Source organism: Albidovulum litorale (genome assembly GCF_025751495.1).
Classification (GTDB): Bacteria; Pseudomonadota; Alphaproteobacteria; order Rhodobacterales; family Rhodobacteraceae; genus Albidovulum; species Albidovulum litorale.
In genome coordinates this window covers 387,177-405,371 of the sequence record NZ_JAOWKZ010000005.1, presented here as the reverse complement: position 1 = coordinate 405,371, position 18,195 = coordinate 387,177, and the positions used below count along the sequence as shown (strand labels likewise).

14 protein-coding genes are annotated in these 18,195 nt (G+C 62.8%); 8 read left to right on the top strand and 6 right to left on the bottom strand.

Annotated features, from left to right (window positions below; all coding sequences use genetic code 11):
- Positions 1 to 45: 45 nt before the first annotated feature.
- Positions 46 to 810: a maleate cis-trans isomerase family protein gene (locus OEZ71_RS19815; RefSeq protein ID WP_263741813.1), complete on the top strand. Its 765-nt coding sequence runs from the start codon at positions 46 to 48 to the stop codon at positions 808 to 810.
- 26 nt (positions 811 to 836) lie between these two features.
- Positions 837 to 3,287 (top strand): GcvT family protein, encoded by a 2,451-nt coding sequence (locus OEZ71_RS19810; RefSeq protein WP_263741812.1) that lies wholly within the window; start codon positions 837 to 839, stop codon positions 3,285 to 3,287.
- Positions 3,288 to 4,058: 771 nt separating this feature from the next.
- Here OEZ71_RS19810 and OEZ71_RS19805 read toward each other — a convergent pair.
- Genes OEZ71_RS19805 through OEZ71_RS19790 form a run of 4 tightly spaced genes read right to left on the bottom strand, consistent with a single transcriptional unit; the run spans position 4,059 to position 8,543 of the window.
- Positions 4,059 to 4,958 carry a fumarylacetoacetate hydrolase family protein gene (locus OEZ71_RS19805; RefSeq protein WP_263741811.1) on the bottom strand — a complete coding sequence of 300 codons (900 nt, stop codon included), beginning with the start codon at positions 4,956 to 4,958 and terminating at the stop codon, positions 4,059 to 4,061.
- Between the two features lie 2 nt (positions 4,959 to 4,960).
- Positions 4,961 to 6,097 carry an Ldh family oxidoreductase gene (locus OEZ71_RS19800; protein WP_263741810.1) on the bottom strand — a complete coding sequence of 379 codons (1,137 nt, stop codon included), beginning with the start codon at positions 6,095 to 6,097 and terminating at the stop codon, positions 4,961 to 4,963.
- Positions 6,094 to 7,026 (bottom strand): ketopantoate reductase family protein, encoded by a 933-nt coding sequence (locus tag OEZ71_RS19795; RefSeq protein ID WP_263741809.1) that lies wholly within the window; start codon positions 7,024 to 7,026, stop codon positions 6,094 to 6,096. Before OEZ71_RS19795 ends, OEZ71_RS19800 begins: the two co-directional genes overlap by 4 nt.
- Positions 7,023 to 8,543 (bottom strand): trimethylamine methyltransferase family protein, encoded by a 1,521-nt coding sequence (locus OEZ71_RS19790; protein WP_263741839.1) that lies wholly within the window; start codon positions 8,541 to 8,543, stop codon positions 7,023 to 7,025. The genes OEZ71_RS19795 and OEZ71_RS19790 overlap by 4 nt, the downstream gene beginning before the upstream one ends.
- Positions 8,544 to 8,690: 147 nt before the next feature.
- Here OEZ71_RS19790 and OEZ71_RS19785 point away from each other — a divergent pair, with 147 nt between their 5' ends.
- Positions 8,691 to 9,590, top strand: coding sequence for a LysR substrate-binding domain-containing protein (locus OEZ71_RS19785; protein ID WP_263741808.1), 900 nt, complete (start codon positions 8,691 to 8,693; stop codon positions 9,588 to 9,590).
- Here the strand turns inward: OEZ71_RS19785 and OEZ71_RS19780 are convergent.
- On the bottom strand, positions 9,582 to 10,271 hold the full coding sequence (locus OEZ71_RS19780) for a Type 1 glutamine amidotransferase-like domain-containing protein (RefSeq protein WP_263741807.1): 690 nt from the start codon (positions 10,269 to 10,271) through the stop codon (positions 9,582 to 9,584). The two genes, OEZ71_RS19785 and OEZ71_RS19780, sit on opposite strands and share 9 nt — an antisense overlap.
- Positions 10,272 to 10,520: 249 nt before the next feature.
- Here OEZ71_RS19780 and OEZ71_RS19775 point away from each other — a divergent pair, with 249 nt between their 5' ends.
- The 4 genes from OEZ71_RS19775 to OEZ71_RS19760 all read left to right on the top strand — a co-directional run bounded on the left by OEZ71_RS19775 (position 10,521) and on the right by OEZ71_RS19760 (position 15,939).
- On the top strand, positions 10,521 to 12,005 hold the full coding sequence (locus OEZ71_RS19775) for an ABC transporter substrate-binding protein (RefSeq protein WP_263741806.1): 1,485 nt from the start codon (positions 10,521 to 10,523) through the stop codon (positions 12,003 to 12,005).
- A 69-nt stretch (positions 12,006 to 12,074) separates the two neighbouring features.
- Entirely contained in the window at positions 12,075 to 13,034 is a 960-nt protein-coding gene (locus tag OEZ71_RS19770) for an ABC transporter permease (RefSeq protein ID WP_263741805.1), read from the top strand.
- Complete coding sequence (locus OEZ71_RS19765; protein WP_263741804.1) at positions 13,034 to 13,921, top strand: ABC transporter permease; 888 nt, start codon at positions 13,034 to 13,036, stop codon at positions 13,919 to 13,921. Before OEZ71_RS19770 ends, OEZ71_RS19765 begins: the two co-directional genes overlap by 1 nt.
- Positions 13,921 to 15,939, top strand: a complete 2,019-nt coding sequence (locus tag OEZ71_RS19760; protein WP_263741803.1) for a dipeptide ABC transporter ATP-binding protein — start codon at positions 13,921 to 13,923, stop codon at positions 15,937 to 15,939. Before OEZ71_RS19765 ends, OEZ71_RS19760 begins: the two co-directional genes overlap by 1 nt.
- Positions 15,940 to 15,953: 14 nt before the next feature.
- On the opposite strand, the gene OEZ71_RS19755 is transcribed toward OEZ71_RS19760, so the two are convergent.
- Positions 15,954 to 16,991, bottom strand: coding sequence for a GlxA family transcriptional regulator (locus OEZ71_RS19755; RefSeq protein ID WP_263741802.1), 1,038 nt, complete (start codon positions 16,989 to 16,991; stop codon positions 15,954 to 15,956).
- Between the two features lie 233 nt (positions 16,992 to 17,224).
- Here OEZ71_RS19755 and OEZ71_RS19750 point away from each other — a divergent pair, with 233 nt between their 5' ends.
- On the top strand, positions 17,225 to 18,172 hold the full coding sequence (locus OEZ71_RS19750; RefSeq protein ID WP_263741801.1) for a dihydrodipicolinate synthase family protein: 948 nt from the start codon (positions 17,225 to 17,227) through the stop codon (positions 18,170 to 18,172).
- Positions 18,173 to 18,195 lie beyond the last annotated feature (23 nt).

Genomic DNA, 18,195 nt, shown 5'->3' with positions numbered 1-18,195 from the left:
ATACTGGTATATACCAGTTGCGAATCGATCCCTGGGGCCATGCCGATGTCGAGCGACACGTATATCGAAGAGCTGAAGTTCAAAACGGATGCAGGCCTTGGGGCACGGGCGCGGATAGGGCTGATCATCCTGCAAAGCGACCAGACCGCCGAGCACGAATTCGCAACCCTTCTGCGTCAGGACGGCGTGGCGCTCTATCACGCGCGTATCCCCAATGCGATGGAAGTGACGCCCGAGACGCTGCGCGCGATGGAGCAGGACCTGCCGGTGGCGGCTGGACTGCTGCCCTCGGCGTTCGGATTTGATGCCATCGGCTATTGCTGCACGTCAGGCGCGACCATGATCGGCGAAGATCGAGTGGACCAGCTCATCCGAGATATCCATCCCGGCGCGAAGACCACCAACCCGCTGTCCGCCTGTAAGGCGGCGCTAGCCGCGCTTGGCGTGACGCGCTTCGCGCTTGTCACGCCCTATGCGCCATCCGTCACGTCAGAGATGCAGCGGAACCTGTCTGAAGCGGGGTTCGAGACCGCCGCTGTGGCCTCTTTCAACCAGTCCGACGACTTCACCGTCGCGCGGATCAGTTCCGGAAGCATCCTCGACGCGATCCTTGCGGTCGGGCAGCGCGATGGCTGCGACGCGGTCTTTGTCTCCTGCACCAGCCTTCGCGTTCTGCCGGTCATTGCCGAGGCTGAAGCGCTGCTTGGAAAGCCGGTGATCTCAAGCAATCAGGCCACAGCGTGGCATCTGATGCGGCTCGCCGGTCTTGACGACGGGCCCGCAGATGCCGGTCGGCTGTTCCAGTTCTGAAATCCCCCAAGCGGCAGGAAACGATCATGTCCAAACCCCTTCCCAGCCATGCCCGGGTCGTCATCATCGGTGGCGGCATCCATGGCTGTTCCGTCGCCTATCATCTGGCCAGGGAAGGCTGGACGGATGTCGTTCTGCTGGAGCGCAAGCAGCTGACCTCGGGCACGACATGGCATGCGGCTGGCCTCGTCGGGCAGTTGCAGGGCAGCCATGCGACGACGGCCTTTGCGAAATACGGGATCGAGCTGTTGCAGGAGATCGAGGCCGAGACCGGGCAGAATCCCGGCTACCGCCGCTCGGGCTCCATCTCCATCGCGATCAATGAAGAGCGGCTGGCCGAACTGAAGCGCAAGGCGGATTTCGCCTCGCTCTTCGGGATCGAGGCGCAGTATCTGGCCGCGCCCGAGATTGCCGAACGCTGGCCGCTGATGAACCCCGACGGTGTGCTGGGCGGCATCTACATGCCAAGCGACGGTTCCGCCAACCCGATCGACCTGACCACCGCTTTGGCCAAGGGCGCGCGCACGCATGGGGCGAAGATCTTCGAACATGTGAAGGTCGAGGCGGTAGAGGTCGAGGGCGGCCGCGCACGCGCCGTACGTACGGCTGAGGGCCGGATCACCGCCGATGTCGTGGTGAACTGCGGCGGCATGTGGGCGCGCGAACTGGGGCGCCAGAACGGCGTCGGCGTGCCGCTTCATGCCTGCGAGCATTACTACCTTGTGACCGAACCCATCGCGGACCTGCCCAGCGACCTGCCGGTCCTGCGCTCCTATTGCGATGGCACCTACTGGAAAGAGGATGCGGGCAAGCTTCTCTTCGGGTTCGCGCATTTCCACCCCAAGGCCTGGGGTACGGACGGCATTTCCGAGGATTTCTGCTTCGACAGCCTGCCCTTTGTCGAAGAGGATGTGATGGATGTGCTGGAACTGGCGATGAACCGCGTACCGGTCCTGCAGAATGTCGGCATCCGCACCTTCTTCAACGGGCCGGAAAGCTACTCCCATGACGGCCGCTTCACACTGGGCGAGGCGCCGGACATCAAGGGCTATTACGTGCTGGCCGGGGTGAACTCCACCGGTATCCAGTCCGGCCCCGGCGCGGGCCGGGCGCTGGCGCAGTGGATCATGAAGGGCCATCCGCCGATGGACCTGAGCGAGATGGACCCCAAGCGCTGCGAGGAGTTCCAGACCCGCGATCCCTATCTGCGCGAACGCTGCGCCGAAACGCTGGTCTTGACCTATGCGATGCACTGGCCGGGCCGTCAGCGCGAAAGCGTGCGCAACCTGCGCCGCACACCGTTCTACCACGCGATGAAGGCCCATGGCGCCTGCTATGCCGAGTTGCAGGGCTGGGAACGCCCCGGCTGGTTCGCGCCCGAGGGCGTGACGCCGGAATACGACTACAGCTTCGGCCGCCCAAGCTGGTTCCCCCATGCGCAGGCCGAACAGAAAGCCGCGCGCGAGGCGGTGGCGATGTTCGACTATTCGATGCTGGGCAAGCTGATGGTCGAGGGCAAGGATGCCGAGGCGTTCCTGCAACGTGTCTGCACCAATGACATGGCACTGCCGATGGGCCGGGTCGCCTATACGCTGATGCTGAACGAGCGCGGCGGCATCGAAAGCGATGTGACCGTGGCACGCCACGCCGACGACGCGTTCATGGTGATGAGTTCGATCTCGCACACACGGCGCGACTACCTGCATCTGCGCGACGCTCTGCGCCCGGACGAAGATGTGCGCCTGCGTGACGCCACGACCGCCTATGGCGTGCTGGCCATAGCCGGGCCGAAATCCCGCGACCTTCTGGCGGCGGTCTCCGATGCCGACCTTTCAAACGCGGCCTTCCCGTTCAACAGCCTCCGGCATTTCCACATCGGCCACGCGCCCGTCTTCGCGCAGCGCCTGTCCTATACCGGCGAGCTTGGGTGGGAGATCTTCGTGACACCCGATTTCGCCGAACATGTCTTCGACGTGCTGATGGCCGCGGGTGCGCCGTTGGGGCTGCGGCTGGCGGGCGGCGAGGCGCTGAACGCGCTCCGTATCGAAAAGGGCTTCCTCCACTGGGGGCACGACATGGCCTACAGCGACGCGCCCCATCAGGTGGGGCTGGGCTTTGTCTGCAAGCCCGACAAGGGAACCGCATTTGTCGGCCGCGACGCCTATCTCGAACGCAAGGCCGCCAACGAGGGGCCATATCTTTGCTTCGTCAAGCTCACCGACCCAACTCCCCTGCTGCACCACAATGAGCCGGTCCTCAGGGACGGCAAGGTCGTGGGCTACGTGACGGCGGGCGCTTGGTCCTGCGCCCAAGAAGCGGCGGTGGGCCTGTGCCTCCTGTCCGCACCGGATGGCGCAACAGGAAAGAAAACGCTCACCCACGGACGGTATTCCGTCATGATTGAGGGCCGGGAGTTCATGGCAGAAGTCAGCCTTGTTCCGTTCCACGACCCAGCAAGCGAACGAATGCTTGCCTGAGCAGACCAGAGCCACCTCAGCTACATTGAGCCACACCATGACCGCTGCGCCCTCGTAACAAAGCTGCTGTCGAAGCTCCCTAATTCTTGGCGGTCTCGTATGCCGCCAGCAGCTTTTTCTTTTTTCTTTTCATTTATTCTATCGGGGGAAGCTTAGTTCCGATTTTTTGGAACGTGCTTTCCGGTTTTCTGGAACGAGCGTTCCGGACATGCGCCCTGCGACGTCACCACCGTCTGACCGTTAGTGCTGTGGCCGGCCTGATGCCTTTTGGCCCGACAGGCAAACCGGTCACCGGATCGAACAAGGATGACCGAAAGAAACCTCTGCCACTTTGGAGCCGAAAAGTAACGTCCGCATCATCCAGATCGGCAGGTCGTATACCCAACAGTGGCGATGCAAGCCCACGGCGGTTAGAACCGCGACCACCCGGCGGAGATTCCAGAAGCCGCGATTGACCATCGCCAAAGCCACGTTCGCCTTTACCTCGCAACCCGGCGCGGACAGCCCTGGTTTCCGCTTCGGCCGATTACGGCTAGCGCGCCTTAAGCTTGAGGCCCCTGTCCATCTTGTACGCCGGGTCTTTTGGTGTACCAGACGTCTCGTTCATCTTCGCTCCGTAATGGCTTTGATGAACCAGCAATGCTCCGTTGCGTAAACCCAAAAAACCTGTCCGATAGACGCTGACGCCAGACACCTGATGCCCGCCGCAGCCGCGAGAAGAGAATGCATAAGCCTAATTCATTGGAGAACGCCAAGTGCAAGGCTTGATGGTCAGCAACCCTTTCCGGTGATGTCGGTTTGCCATCCGCCAGCCACTTCCTCCTGACTCGCACCGACAGTGTTCACCAGCATGCCGACGCCCGAAACCTCGATCTCCAGCACATCACCATCCCTCAGGAAGCGCGGTGGGACGCGGCTGCCGCCGGACCCGTCCGGCGACCCCATCGCAATCACGTCTCCGGGTTCGATTGGCGTCAGATGCGAGATATAGGCGATGACCTCGGGAATCGAGAAGAACATGTCGGTCGCAGGAGCATGCTGGACGACCTGCCCATTCAACCGCGTGGTCACGGTCATCGCCTCGGGCACGTCGATCTCATCGGCGGTCACGATCCATGGGCCGCAGGCACCGGAACCGGCAAAGTTCTTGCCTGCATGGACAGAATGCTTCTGCCACCCGCGCACCGAGCCGTCGTTGAAGGCCGTGAAGCCGGCGATGTATTCATGCGCCTTTTCCGCCGGAATGTGGCGGCCCTGTCTGCCAATGACGACGGCGATCTCACCTTCATAGTCAAACGTCTCTGCGGCCTCGCCGTCCGGAACCTCCAGCGCCATGCCATGTCCAAGGAGAGTCCCCGGCAGTTTCGCGAACAGGATGATGTTCTCCGGCCGACCTACGTTCGCATCGAGCGGATAGCGTTTGGGATAATTGATGCCGACGCAGATTACGCGCGCGGCGTCTGGCACCGGCGGAAGGAACGTCACCGTGTCGAGGGGCAACGAAGCCTGGTGTCGCGCGTCGGCGGCAAGGTCTCCCAGCCGTTCGGCAGCAAGGGCCGCCCGCAAGGAGGGAAAACGCGTCTGGAAACCTACGGAGACCGGATGCAGCCTGTCTCCTTCGACCAGCCCGTACCGGATTTCACCTTCGAAAACGAAGCTCGCAATCTTCATCATTATTCCTTCGTATTGTCTGGCGCTTCCGGCATTGGCGGGAATGAACCGGGTGGTTTTGGGTTTTCCCAAGCGACACCGAGAGATCGGGCGAGATCGCCAATCTGGGCCCAGGTGGCTTCGGGCACCGTAATCCTGCCGCCCGACGTCGCACTATGGGCACGCTCCCTTTCACCGGGTATGTCGACAGACACAAAACCCGGTGCGGGCGGACAGTCGCGCAGTTCAGCAAGGATTTCTTCTGCCGTGCGGGCCATCCCGAACGTGTCGCAATAGCCCGTCGCATCGATCGCGATGAGCAGCCAGTTTGCCTCTGCGGTCACCGGGCCGAGCATCGCTTCGGCGATCAGTTCGGCCATGAGCGCGAGGCCATAACCCTTGTGTTCCCCCGATGGAAGGATTGCGCCGCCGGCGAAATAATCCTCCGGATCGCGGGTCGGGTGGCCGTGGCGGTCGATCACGCAGCCTTCGGGCAAGAGCGCACCGGCGGAATGCGCTGCATAGATCCAGCCGCCGGCGATCTTGGATGTCGCGAAATCGAGCACGACGGGGCCCCGTGCCCCGCCCGGAATTCCGATGCACCACGGATTGGTCGGCAACAGCGCCTTGCGACCACCATGCGGTGCAACCTGCCGCCAGGTCTGACGGTTGCCGCCGCCCATCAGGAAGGTCAGCATCCCCTCATTTGCCGCCGCTTCGGCAAAGGCGCCGTGCCGACCCGTGTGACCCACATTCCTGACGGCGAGCGCGGCAACGCCCGTTGCACGCGCCAGCCTGCACCCTTCGTCAAAGGCCATCTGCATCGCCGGGATGCCGATTCCGCCCTGTCCGTCGACCTCGCGCCTGCCTGCTCCACCCTCCTTAACAATGGGTTCGACACCTGCTCGCATGTAGCCCGAACGAAACTGTCCCGCATATTGCAGCACGCGCACGACACCATGACTTTCGACGCCACAAAGGTTCGCATCGACAAGATGTGCCGCCACCTCTTCTGCGATATGTCCGGTGGAGCCGAGCGCCCGGAAAATGCCCGCAAGCCGCGCTGTGGCGTCGTCTGCCGGGAGGCTGAGATGCGCACCACGGAATTCCAGTTTCGATCTTGTTGGTGTCACCTCGGCCTTCGGCATTTCCAAGGTCACTGCCCCACCTTGCCGAAATCTGCCTCGCGCGCCCGGATGATGGCGGAAAGCGTCTGGTTATAGGGTGCTGTCAACCCGTGACGGGCCGCCACCACAGGAACCATCCCATTGATCGCGTCGATTTCTGAGAGTTTGCCCGCCCGGTGGTCAAGCGCCAGCGAGGGACGTGCCTCGGGCATGGATTGGCCAAACGCCGTGACATAGACAACAGGGTCGTCGAAGTTGAATGCAACGCCCTCGGCAATCCCCGCTTCATGCGCCTCTCTCGTGCAACCGGTCGCGATAGCCCAAAGGTCGGGCTCCGACATCAACTCGCCCAGCGTCCGGTCGAAGACCGCGCAGGGGGCCGAGAACGTCACATTGCACAGGAACTTTTCCCAGATCAGCTGGCGGATGTCGGGAAACGCTTTCACGTTGAACCCAGCGCCGCGCCAGATTCCAGCCACATGTTCCAACCGCTCCGTGAGCCCGCCACCGATCTCGCCGACGCGGATCAGTTTCATCGCATTGTGATGGGCGTGACCCGACCCCTTCATCGACGCCCCGAACCCATCGGCGACGCCAAGCAACACGTTGGTGGTGTCCATATGCGCACCGATCCGTTCGGCGGCACCCAATCCATTCTGGATTGTCAGGATTACGGCGTCGCCTGCATGGGGTTTGATCGTCCGGGCGACTTCGCCCACTGCGCTCGCCTTTGTGGCGAGGACAAACAATCCCGACCCTTCGGTTTCCGACGCATCGCTCGTGGCGCGAATTCCGCGGATCATGCGGTCGCCGCTTGCCCCCGACAGCCGCAATCCTTCGCGGTTGATCGCCGCCACATGATCGAGCCAGGGATCCACGACGACGACTTCGTGCCCCGCCTCGGCGAAAAGGGCGGCATAGACCGACCCCATTGCGCCTGCACCGATGATGGAGATTTTCATGCCGGCCTCATGATGCTTTCGGGAAGGCGAATATCGAACTCTGCCCGGATCGCGGCCTCGATATCGGCTGGTAGCGGCGCGGGGAAGTGTGTGTCGAGGATTTCGCGGGCCCGGGTCTTCGCGGGTTGCCGGATCTCCGGAGCACCCGCCGCCTGCCATTCCTCGGGGTCGCGCCGATCGGCGAGCCGTGGATACAGGAAGTCGGTCTGCATCCGCGCAAGCGTGTCGGAATGGCCGAGGAAATGCCCTTCGCCGCGCACCACCTCGCCAATCGTCTCAGGCGAAAGCGTGGCTGCGCTGACCTCGATCGGCGCCATGGAGCGCAGGATTGCCCCCAGCATCTCGTTATCGATGACATAGCTCTCGAACGAACACCCCATCAGCCCGGCCTGCATGCCGCAGGCCTGGGTGATCATGTTGGCGCCGGTCTGCGCCGCGAGGTTCACTGATAGGCATTTCTCATAACCGCTCTGCGCATCCGCGATCTTGCTGTCGGTCGCGCCAGCGATGGTCGAATTCGGCAGGCCATAGTGCTGGACCATCTGCACGACCGCCGCGGTCAGCAGAGCCTGCTCTCCCGCTCCCCCGGCCATGCCGCCGGTGCGCAGGTCAGTCACCATGGGTCGCACCCCGAACACGACCTTGGCGGATGGGTCGAGCGCCCAGGCAAAGATCACACCCGCCAGCGTCTCGGCGACGGTCTGGGCAACGCAACCGGCAATCGTCACCGGGCTGGATGCGCCCATCTGGCCAAATGTGTTTACATGGGCCGGAATACCCTGTCGCACCGCTTCGGCCAGAACGGCGCAAGCCTCTTCGGAATAGCGCAGTGGCGGCACGACATGGTTGATATTCAGCGACAGAAATGGTCGTGCCCGAAACGCCTCTTCCGATCCGGCGATCAGATGGCACATTCGCGCGATGGCACGGACATGCGCCGGATCGTGCGCCGCGACCATCACATGTTTCGACGTCCCGGCGAGCGAGGCAAAGGCGGTGTTGATGTCGAGCGCCTCAAGTCCCTCCATGTCGCGCGCCACAACCGAGCGCGAGAAGAAATGGACGTTCTCCAGTGCATCCACCATGCGCGCGGCATCGTAGAGATCCCGAAGGGTTGATGGCCTGTAGGTGTCGGCCTCCAGATCGACGACCATCGGCGCCGCGCCGCCTGAGCCGACATAGACCCGCCGGCCCGACAAGCACAGGTCATGGATCGGATCGCGCGCAGGAAGCGTTACGGTCCGACTGAGACCGTCCAGTGCGGCAGTCACAAGTGCGGGCGGGAAAACAAGTCGCCCATCCGCGGCGATCGCTCCGCCCGCTGCGACGATGGTTTCTGACACGATATCAGGGGCTTCGGACATGCCGATGTTTGCGAGAATGTTGAGAGCGGCGAGATGTATACTGTCGACGTCTCCGTTCGAGAGCGGCGCGTATCTTCCACCGTCAACCTCAGTCGAAGCCTGAATGCGCGGGGCGCTGTCGCGCCCGCGCCGCGTCCGGCGCGCAGTCCTCAAGTCGCTGTCGGCAATATCGCTCTGCAAGACCCGAACCCTGAACGCCTATCATTCACATCCAGCATTTCCCGCGACCCGGGATCGCGACAAGCGACTATTCAAGCTCGTATGGATTAAATAATCTTGCATCATCCAGGGAGGACAGATGTGGCCATTCCAACCCGCCGCTTGCCACTGACCGCGTTGCGTACCTTCGAGGCCGCGGCGCGACGATTGAGCTTCAAGGACGCAGCCGACGAGCTATGCGTCAGCGCGACAACAGTCTCCAACCAGATCCGCCAGCTCGAGCGGGACTGGGGCGTGCAGCTCTTCGTACGGAAGACGCGCGCCGTTGTCCTCACAGATGCGGGCCGATCACTGGCGGGCGTGCTCGCCCGCGCCTTCTCCGAAATCCGGGAGGAGATCGATGCCCATATCAAGACCCCCACGAAGTCGGTCGCGCTGGCCGTCGGTCCCATCTTCGGGGCTCGTTGGCTGATCCCCAGGCTCGGGCGGTTCAGGGCGCAGAACCCCAAGATCGAACTCGTTCTTCAGCACTGCCCCCGCATCACCGGCATCGAAAGCATGCCCTCGCAGGTGGCGATAGACTGGGGGGTGGGCGATTGGCCTGGCATCGAGGCTAGGCCCCTTTTCAGCATCACCTATGCGCCGATTGCCGCGCCCACTCTCATCGAACGGTTCGGTGGGCTGAGCGACCCCGCCGACCTCGCCCGCTATCCGGTCATTCACCAGCAGGACCGCGGAGAGTGGCAGGCTTGGCTGAAGCTTGCTGGTATTCCCGGACTGAAGTTCTTCGAAGAGACGATTGTCACCGACAGCAATGTCGTGGCGCAGGCGGCACTCGAGGGTCAGGGCGTTGCGCTCGGAATCTTTCCGTTCATGCAGTCGGATGTCGATGCGGGACGTCTGGTTCGACCATTCGGGACAGACCTGCATCCCGAAAGGGCCTATCACCTGCTGACCCGCCCAAACGCGCGTCGGACGCCAGAAATCCGGACCGTCTGTGATTGGATCGAGGCGGAGGCAGCCACGATGTTGTCAGGCTGACGGAAGCGGCGTCAAACGAGCATCGCTTGCTGCGCGATCGGCTTTCCAGACACCCGAACCCGGCCGTGCGATGCAGGCGGCAGCGTCATTCTTATCTGATAGAACAAGCGCGGCTCCATCGCCGATCGCATAGCCTGCCGGTATCCGCCCATCTGCCAGATGCGCGCGATATGCTGTCGCGCGCTCCGGCTCGCTCGTGAAATGCGGGCAGCAACTGCCGGAAATCACGCCCAGCCCTTTAAGCGGCCGGTATCCGGTTCCCGCCCCGTCCCACAGTGCATAGTCGAACCAGCAGACCGCCCCGGCGCTCACACCGCTCATGACAACGCCACGCTGTGCCGCGTCCCTCAGAACTTGGTCGATCCCGGTGTCGCGCCACGTTCGCAGCATCCGTTCGGTATGACCTCCGCCGACATAGATTGCATCGAGGTCGCGGCTCCACCCTTCCGCCTCCTCAGCCGTCGCCTGAATCGGAAGGTGCCGGACCTCCGCCCCCAGTTCGCCAAAGCGGCGTCGCACGCGCTCAAGCCTCTCGGGATTATCCCCATTCGCGGTTCCCAGATAGCCGATGCGTGGCCTGTCCCTGAGACGGGAAACAAGGAACGCCTCCAGCATTGGATCGGTGCCGTGGGTTACGCCACCCCCGCCGCACAGCACTGCTTTTATCTGACCCGTCTGCATGCGGTTTCATACATTGCCTGTTCCGCCTTGGACCATAGCTTTTGCAAATGCTTCAGTGAAGGAATGCTATTTGCCCGAAAGACGCTGTCCACCGATACTTCTTCAATCCGTTTCGCATGACATTTTCTTTATCCATGATCCGGATTTTTGTCGCTTGTCACCCATGGTGTGCGGCGGGGAGCATTCGTCCAAACCGGCGCGTCCGGTGGCCGGTCTTCGCAGCTGGCCAGAAACAGGGAGGAGGACCGAATGAAAAGACTACTTGCATCGGCCTGCGTGGCCGCACTCGCGATGACAGGAACGGCGCTGGCCGAACCAAAAGGCACGTTCCGTCAGGCACATGAATATGGCTTTGGCGATCAGTCGAGCCTCGACCCGATTTCCAAGGGCCGCATATTCCAGATTACCGAGAAGCTGATGAGCCGCCTTGTGCGGCCGGACATGGAGGGCAAGCCTTCACCTGATCTGGCAACAAGCTGGGAGGCGAATGAGGACGCGACGGTCTGGACATTGACGCTGCGCGAGGGTGTGAAGTTCCATGACGGGTCGGACTTTGACGCAGCCGACGTGGTCTATTCGCTGAACCGGGTTCTCGATCCCGACGGCGACAGCCCGGCACGTTCAGCCGTGAAGATGATCACCGACGTCGCGGCCGTCGATCCGATGACGGTGAAGCTGACGCTCGACACGCCCTTTGCCGACATGCCGCTGCAGCTCATGGACTACCGGCTGCGGATGATCCCCGATGGCTCGGGTGACACGATCGCGACGACGGGCATCGGGACGGGTCCATTTAAGCTGGAGAAGTTCGATCCGCAGGGTACGACCGTTGTCGTCGCGAACATGGACTATTTCGAAGCCCCCCCCGGCGTCGAGCGGATGGAGATCATCGGCATTCCCGACGCCCAGGCGCGGCTTCAGGCGCTCCTGGGCGGCCAGATCGACATGGAAAGCGGGATCACGCCGCAGCAGCGGGTGATGTTCGATGGCTCGGACAAGTTCTACATACAGGAGGTGCCGACGGGGAACTGGCGTGGCATCGTCTTCCGCACGGATGTGGAGCCCTTCTCCGATCCGCGCGTCCGCAAGGCCGTGCGCATGGCAGCAGACCGCGACGCGCTTCTGGCGCTGGTTGAGGGCGGCAACGGCACGGTCGCCTGCGACACGCCGGTGGGACCTGCCGATCAGTACCGTGCCGACCTGTCCTGCCCGCAGGACATCGATGGTGCGAAGGCTCTTCTGACAGAGGCCGGCTTCACTGACGGGATCGACGTCGACGTCCATGTCGCAACGCTGGAGGCGACATGGCCCGCGATGGCCGAGGCCTATCAGGCTCAGGCCGCCGAGGCAGGGATCCGCGTTAACATCGTGCAGGTTCCAACCGACGGCTTCTGGTCCGAGGTCTGGATGAAAAAGGACGTCGTGATGACCCGCTGGAACGAACGCCCGGCGGATCAGGCGCTGCACGAAATCTACCTTTCGACCGCCAAGTGGAACGAAAGCTACTATAAGGACGAAGGTCTCGACGCGATGCTGGCCGAGGCCCGTCGCGAGCTCGATTTCGATAAGCGCAAGGCGATCTACGTGAAGGCTCAGGAGCATCTGCAGGAGACCGCAGGTACGCTCATCCCCTATCACGTCACCAAGCTCATCGGCGCCACATCACGGGTCAAAAATCTCGACCCGGTCGAGAACATGTCGATCCGCTGGTACAAGATCACCGTGGACGAATGATGGCCTGACAGCTTCAATGGCCGGGGCGCTTCGATCTGCGCTCCGGCCTTGTCATGCGGAGATATCCCAATGCTCAGAATGCTGATCCGGCGGCTGGCGCTGGGGGCGATCACGGTTTTCCTCGTCTCGCTCATCATCTTCGCCGGGGTCGAGATACTGCCGGGTGACGCCTGTACGGCTTTCCTTGAACGGGAGGCGCAGGGGCAGTTGTTGGAAAACTGCCGTCAGGAGCTGGGACTGAACCGCCCCGCGACCGAGCGCTATCTGGAATGGGCCGCCGGTGCCGTGACCGGCGATCTTGGCGTGTCCGCAAACGGACAGAAACAGATATCCGAACTTGTTGGTTACCGCCTCCGCAATACGCTGCTTCTGGCGTCCTGCGCTATGCTTGCGGGTATCCCGCTCGCGCTTTTCCTCGGCGTCGTGGCGGCACTTTGGCGGGACCGGATGGCGGACCTGACAATTTCCACAATCGCGATTGGAGCGATGACGATCCCGGAATTTGTATCGGCCACGCTTCTGATCCTCATTTTCTCGGTCTGGCTTGGCTGGATACCTGGCATTGTCCTGACCTCGGCCAACGCCCCGATATCGGAATTCTTCCCCGAGATTTTCCTACCGATGATGGTCCTGACCTTCGTCATGACCGCGCATATCCTGCGGACCGTGCGGTCTTCAGTGATCGAGGCGATGGCATCGGACTACGCCCAGATGGCGACGCTGAAGGGCGTGCCCTACTGGCGCATCGTCTTCCGCCACGTCCTGCCGAACGCGCTCCTGCCCGCGATCAATGTGGTGGCGCTGACCATCGCCTGGCTTCTCGGCGGGGTCGTCGTGATCGAAACTGTGTTCAACTACCCCGGCCTTGGCAGGATGATGATCGACTCGATCTCCGACCGTGACCTGCCGGTGACGCAGGCGATCGCCCTGATCATCGCCTCTGTCTATGTCGGCGTGAACCTCGCCGCCGACCTTCTGACCATGATCGCCAATCCACGCCTGCGCACATTGCACATGAGGAAGGACTGATGGCCGTCGCATCCACAAATGCCCGTCCTTCCGTCGCGTCACGTTTCCTTGGCGTGATCGCCGATATCACTTCGCGGCCGTCGGGCGCGATCGGCCTCGCGCTGGTGACGTTCCACCTGTTCCTCGCGATCTTCGGGCCGTGGCTCGCGCCCTATGACTACAAGGCCGTCGACGCGAACCTGATGATGCAGGCGCCGTCCGGCGCCCATTGGTTCGGCACCGACCACCTTGGGCGTGACACGTTCAGCCGTACGCTTCTCGGCGGGCGCGAAGCGATCCTCGTCACCGGCATCGCGACACCCATTGCCGTGCTTTGGGGCGGGTTCGTCGGCATCTTTTTCGGCCTCGTCGGCGGACGGCTCGACGACGTGCTGATGCGGGTCGTCGACGCCTTCCTGTCGCTGCCCTGGATCCTCAAGATGCTGGTGCTGATCGTCACGTTCGGGACCGGTATCGAGGTGCTGATCCCCACGCTTGCCTTTTTCTACGGCATCCCGGTCATCCGCATCGCCCGCGCTGCCACCCATGACGTCGTCGCCCGCGACTTTGTTCAGGCCGCCCGGGCGCGCGGCCACGGGCGGATAACGATCATCCGGCGCGAGCTTCTGCCCAATGTCCGCGACGCTCTTCTTGTCGAGGGCGCGATGCGTTGGTCATGGATGCTTCTGGCCTTCTCGTCGCTGTCGTTCCTCGGCTTCGGCGTCTCGCCACCGACACCGGACTGGGGGCTGATGATCGCCGATGCGCGGGGCTTCATGTCCTTTGCACCCTGGGGTGTGCTGGCGCCGGTTCTGGGGCTTTCCTCGCTGATCATCGGCATCAATCTGACAGCCGACGCGCTGGCCAAGGCGCTTGGCATCGACCGCGCGCAGAAGGCTCCTGTCTGATGAAGGATACAGTGACGAAAGAGCCCCTCATCCAGGTCCACGACCTTTCCGTCGGCTTTACCGGCCGCGCGGGCCATACGCTGCCCGTCTTGCGCAACATCGACATCGCCGTGCGGCGCGGCGAAAGCCTTGGCCTTGTCGGGGAAAGCGGTTCCGGCAAGTCGACGCTGGCGCTCGCCATGATGGGCTATCTGAAGCGGGGGCTGCGGGTGATCGGCGGCGGGACGCACTTTGCCGGTCTCGACATGTTCGCGCTGAGCCGAAAGGAATTGGAGGGGATACGCGGTGGCCGCCTCGCACTTATCCCGCAGAATTCCGGCCAGTCCCTGACCCCGACGCTGAAGATCGGCGCGCAGTTGTCCGAGGCGCTGCGGCTTCATTCCAAACTTCCGGAAGCCGAACATTCTGCCCGCGTCGTCCAGTTGCTCGAGCAGGTACGCCTGCCCGATCCCTCGGCCATCGCAGGGCGCTATCCGCACGAGCTTTCGGGCGGTCAACAGCAGCGCGCAGCGATCGCGATGGCTCTCGCGGGCGAACCCGAGGCGCTCTTGCTCGACGAGCCCACGACCGGCCTCGACGTCACGACGCAGGCGCATATCCTTGAACTTCTGCGCGACCTTGCCGCCGAGACCGGGATGGCGATGGTCTATGTCAGTCACGACCTTGGCGCCATTGCACGGGTTTGCGACCGGGTGGTGGTGATGTATGCGGGGGAGGCCGTGCTGGAAGGCCCGGTGCGCGAGGTTCTGCGCAATCCGGCACATCCCTATGCACGGGGTCTGCTCGCGTCGATTCCAAAGTTGACGGACGCGCGCCTGCCAATGGCGCTCGAAGGTCGTCCGCCACCCCCCGGGCAGGCCGGCGCAGGCTGCGCCTTTGTCGACCGCTGCGCGATCGCATCCGACGTTTGCCGCGCGTCACGCCCCGCGCTCGCGACGTTGCCCTCCGGTGCCCGCGTCAGGTGCCACCATGCCGACCGGGCGGACAGCCTGCCCACCCGGTCGCCTGCCGATGCCGATCCGCGTGTGATTGCCGAGGACGCCATCCTGTCGCTGGGTGATCTGTCGATAAGCTATGCGCGTCCGGGTTTTATCGATCAGATCCTTGGCCGAAAACCTGCCACGACACCAACCGTGGACGGAATCACCATCGAACTGGAAAAGGGCGAAACGCTTGGCCTTGTCGGCGAAAGCGGATCAGGAAAATCCACGATCCTGAAGGCGGTGGCCGGTCTGTTGCCGCCTGCAGGCGGACGCATCGAACTGGCAGGCGACGGGGTGCTGCCGCCACTCGTCGATACCCGCCGCCCCGATCAGTTGCGTCGCGTGCAGCTTATCTTCCAGAACCCTGACGAAAGTCTCAACCCGCGCCAGACCATCGCCGAGATCCTCGCGCAACCGCTCAAGCTTTACTTCGGCCTGTCGGGCGAGGCGCTGCGTCAGCGTACCGAAGACCTTCTGGAAAGCGTTCGTCTTGGCGCCCATTACATGGACAGGCTGCCAAGTCAGTTGTCGGGCGGCGAAAAGCAGCGGGTTGCCGTGGCCCGCGCCTTCGCGGCAGAACCGGACCTTGTGCTGTGCGACGAGGTGACGTCCGCGCTGGATGTTTCGGTTCAGGCTGCGGTGCTCGATCTTCTCGATCAACTGCGACGCAGCCGGAACACCGCCTATGTGTTTGTCAGTCACGACCTTGCCGTCGTGCGCGCGCTCTCTGACCGGGTAGCTGTCCTTTACCAGGGACGGCTTTGCGAGATCGGACCGGCCGCCGCTGTCTATGCCGCACCGTCGCATCCCTATACGGAGGTTCTGCTCGGAGCCGTTCTGGAGCCCGATCCGGACACCGCGCCCACACTCTCTGCGGCCGATATCGTGGAACTGTCGCCGCCGGCCCATGGCTGCCCGTTCCAGCGCCGCTGTCCGCGCAAGCTTGGCCCGCAATGCGATACCGAGGTTCCACCGTGGCAGGCTGACGGCCATGGCCATGCCATCCGTTGCCATATTCCGCGCGATGCGCTCTGAACGGCGCCTGAGGTTCAGGCCGCGCGATCAGACGAAGTGATCAGCCGACGTATTTCCGGCCGCATTCCCTGTCGTTGCCGATCACGCAATGCCGCGCGGAAGGCTCTGGGGGTCTGGCCGAATTGCTGTTTGAAGGCCCGCGAGAACACCGCCGGATAGGAAAACCCGCAGGAAAGTGCCACGTCCTTGATCGAATATTCCTCGTAAAACAAGATGTTCCGCGCCGCCTGTAGCCGGATATGCAGATAGAGCCGCATCGGGGATTCGCCGAAGATTCGACGGCACATCCGGACCAGAGACCGTTCCGGCAATCCAACCGCCTCCGCGATTTCCGGCAGGCTGAGCGGAAAGTCCAGATTCTGCTCCATCAGGCTGACGATGCGCTCGGCCTGCCTGGCTTGCTTCGACCCGACGCCAGCGTCGCCACGCTGTTCGGTTTCGGACGGACGGCGGGTGTGGATCAGCGCATTCGCAACCTCATTGGCCAGCGCCTCGTTGTGAAAGCGGGTGATGAGATCAAGCATCATGTCGAGTGTTGCCACCCCACCTGCACAATGCGCGCGGTTGCCAGAAATGCGGTAGATGCGGTCTTCGGGTTTTGCTGCCGGAAACTCCTCGCGGAAGGAGGCCTCTGCCTCCCAGTGCACCACCGTTTCCGGGGCGGTCTCGGTTCCGCTCAGCCCCGCCCGCGCCAGGGCAAACGCACCGGTGTCAATGCCGCCCACAATCGCGCCATAGCGCCCGGCTTCGCGGAGACGGCCGAGAAGCGCGCGAGAGATGTTCTGCGTGGGCAGGTTACCTTCGAAGAGCAGATAGACATCCGCCCTCGGCATATCGTCGAGCGCATGATCGGCCGCGAACCACATCTGGTTGGAAGCGCGGACCGGTTCGCCGATTTCGCTGACATAACACCACCGGAACAGTTCTGCCCCGGAATTCTGGTTCGCGATCCGCAGCGCATCGGAGGCCAGAATCAGCGCGTTGAGCGGAAATTCCGGCTGCAGAAGGAAATTGAACTGCGGGATGGCGGCGGATGAAACAAGTGTGCTCATCCCGACAGATTGACGATATTTGGCCGAAAGAATCAACTCGTTGGCTAGAATTATCAATCAATGCGAACGAGAGGGCGCAAGACTGGGGCATCGGGGAAACACCGCGTGTCGTAACCCTGATCCTGAAAATAGAAAAAAAGGACCTTTCGGTTCGCGACGGATCACTTGTGTGCTGTCCGTGTGCGAAAGGATTGTGCCCGACCAGATGAGGACCGACCGTGACACCGGAAAAGATGAAAAAGGCCCTGGAAGGGTGTTACGTGACGATCCCGACCCCGTTCCGGGACACCCCGGCGATGGAGGTCGACGAGGCGGCGTTGCGGGCCTATGTCCGGTTTCTTGTCGATGCCGGATTAACGGCGGATTACGCGACCTTCCTTGCCGGCGGCGCGGCGGGCGACTTTTCCACCATGACCTTCGACGAACGCATCCGCGTGGCTGAAGTGGTGGTGGAAGAGGTTGGCGGCGCGGCCCCCGTCGCGATGGGGGCGCAGACCACATCAACACTGGAATTGATCCGGCTCGCCAAGGCGGCCGAAGCACTGGGGGCCACGTTCATTCAGGTTTCGTGCCCCTTCTACTTCGCCCATACCGAGGCCGATTTCGAGGAGTATGTCCGCGCCGCCGCCGAAGCCGCGCCGGGGATCGGGCTGATCATCTACAACACATTCTGGACCAGCCAGAACCTCTCGTTCGGCATGATCGAACGGCTTGCCGAGATCCCGAACATCGTCGGCCTGAAATGGGCAACGCCCCGCACCGACGCGATGGAGTTCGAGGATGTGACCTCGAACTTCTCCGACCGCTTCACCATCATCGACAACAACCTTCTGTTCCCCGTCAGCGCCATGCCCGCGCTCGGCGCCCGCGCCTTCGAGGTGCATCACTGCAACTTCTGGCCGGAATGGGGGATCAGGCTGGTCGATGAGGTCCGGGCGGGGAATTATGCCGAGATCGCCCGGATGCTGGTCGAGGAAGGCATGCCCTTCTACAAGCTCTGGGTCGATATCGAACATAACTACACCTCTGGCGACGGCTATCTCGACAAGCTCTGCATGGAGCTGATCGGCCTGCCGTCGAGCCGCTGCCGCCCGCCGACGCGCGATATCCGTGAACTTTACCGCGACCGCTGCCACGCGATGATGAAAGCAATCGGCGTGCCGCGGTTGCTTGAAAAGTGAAATGCAACGACTTCTAGGGAGGA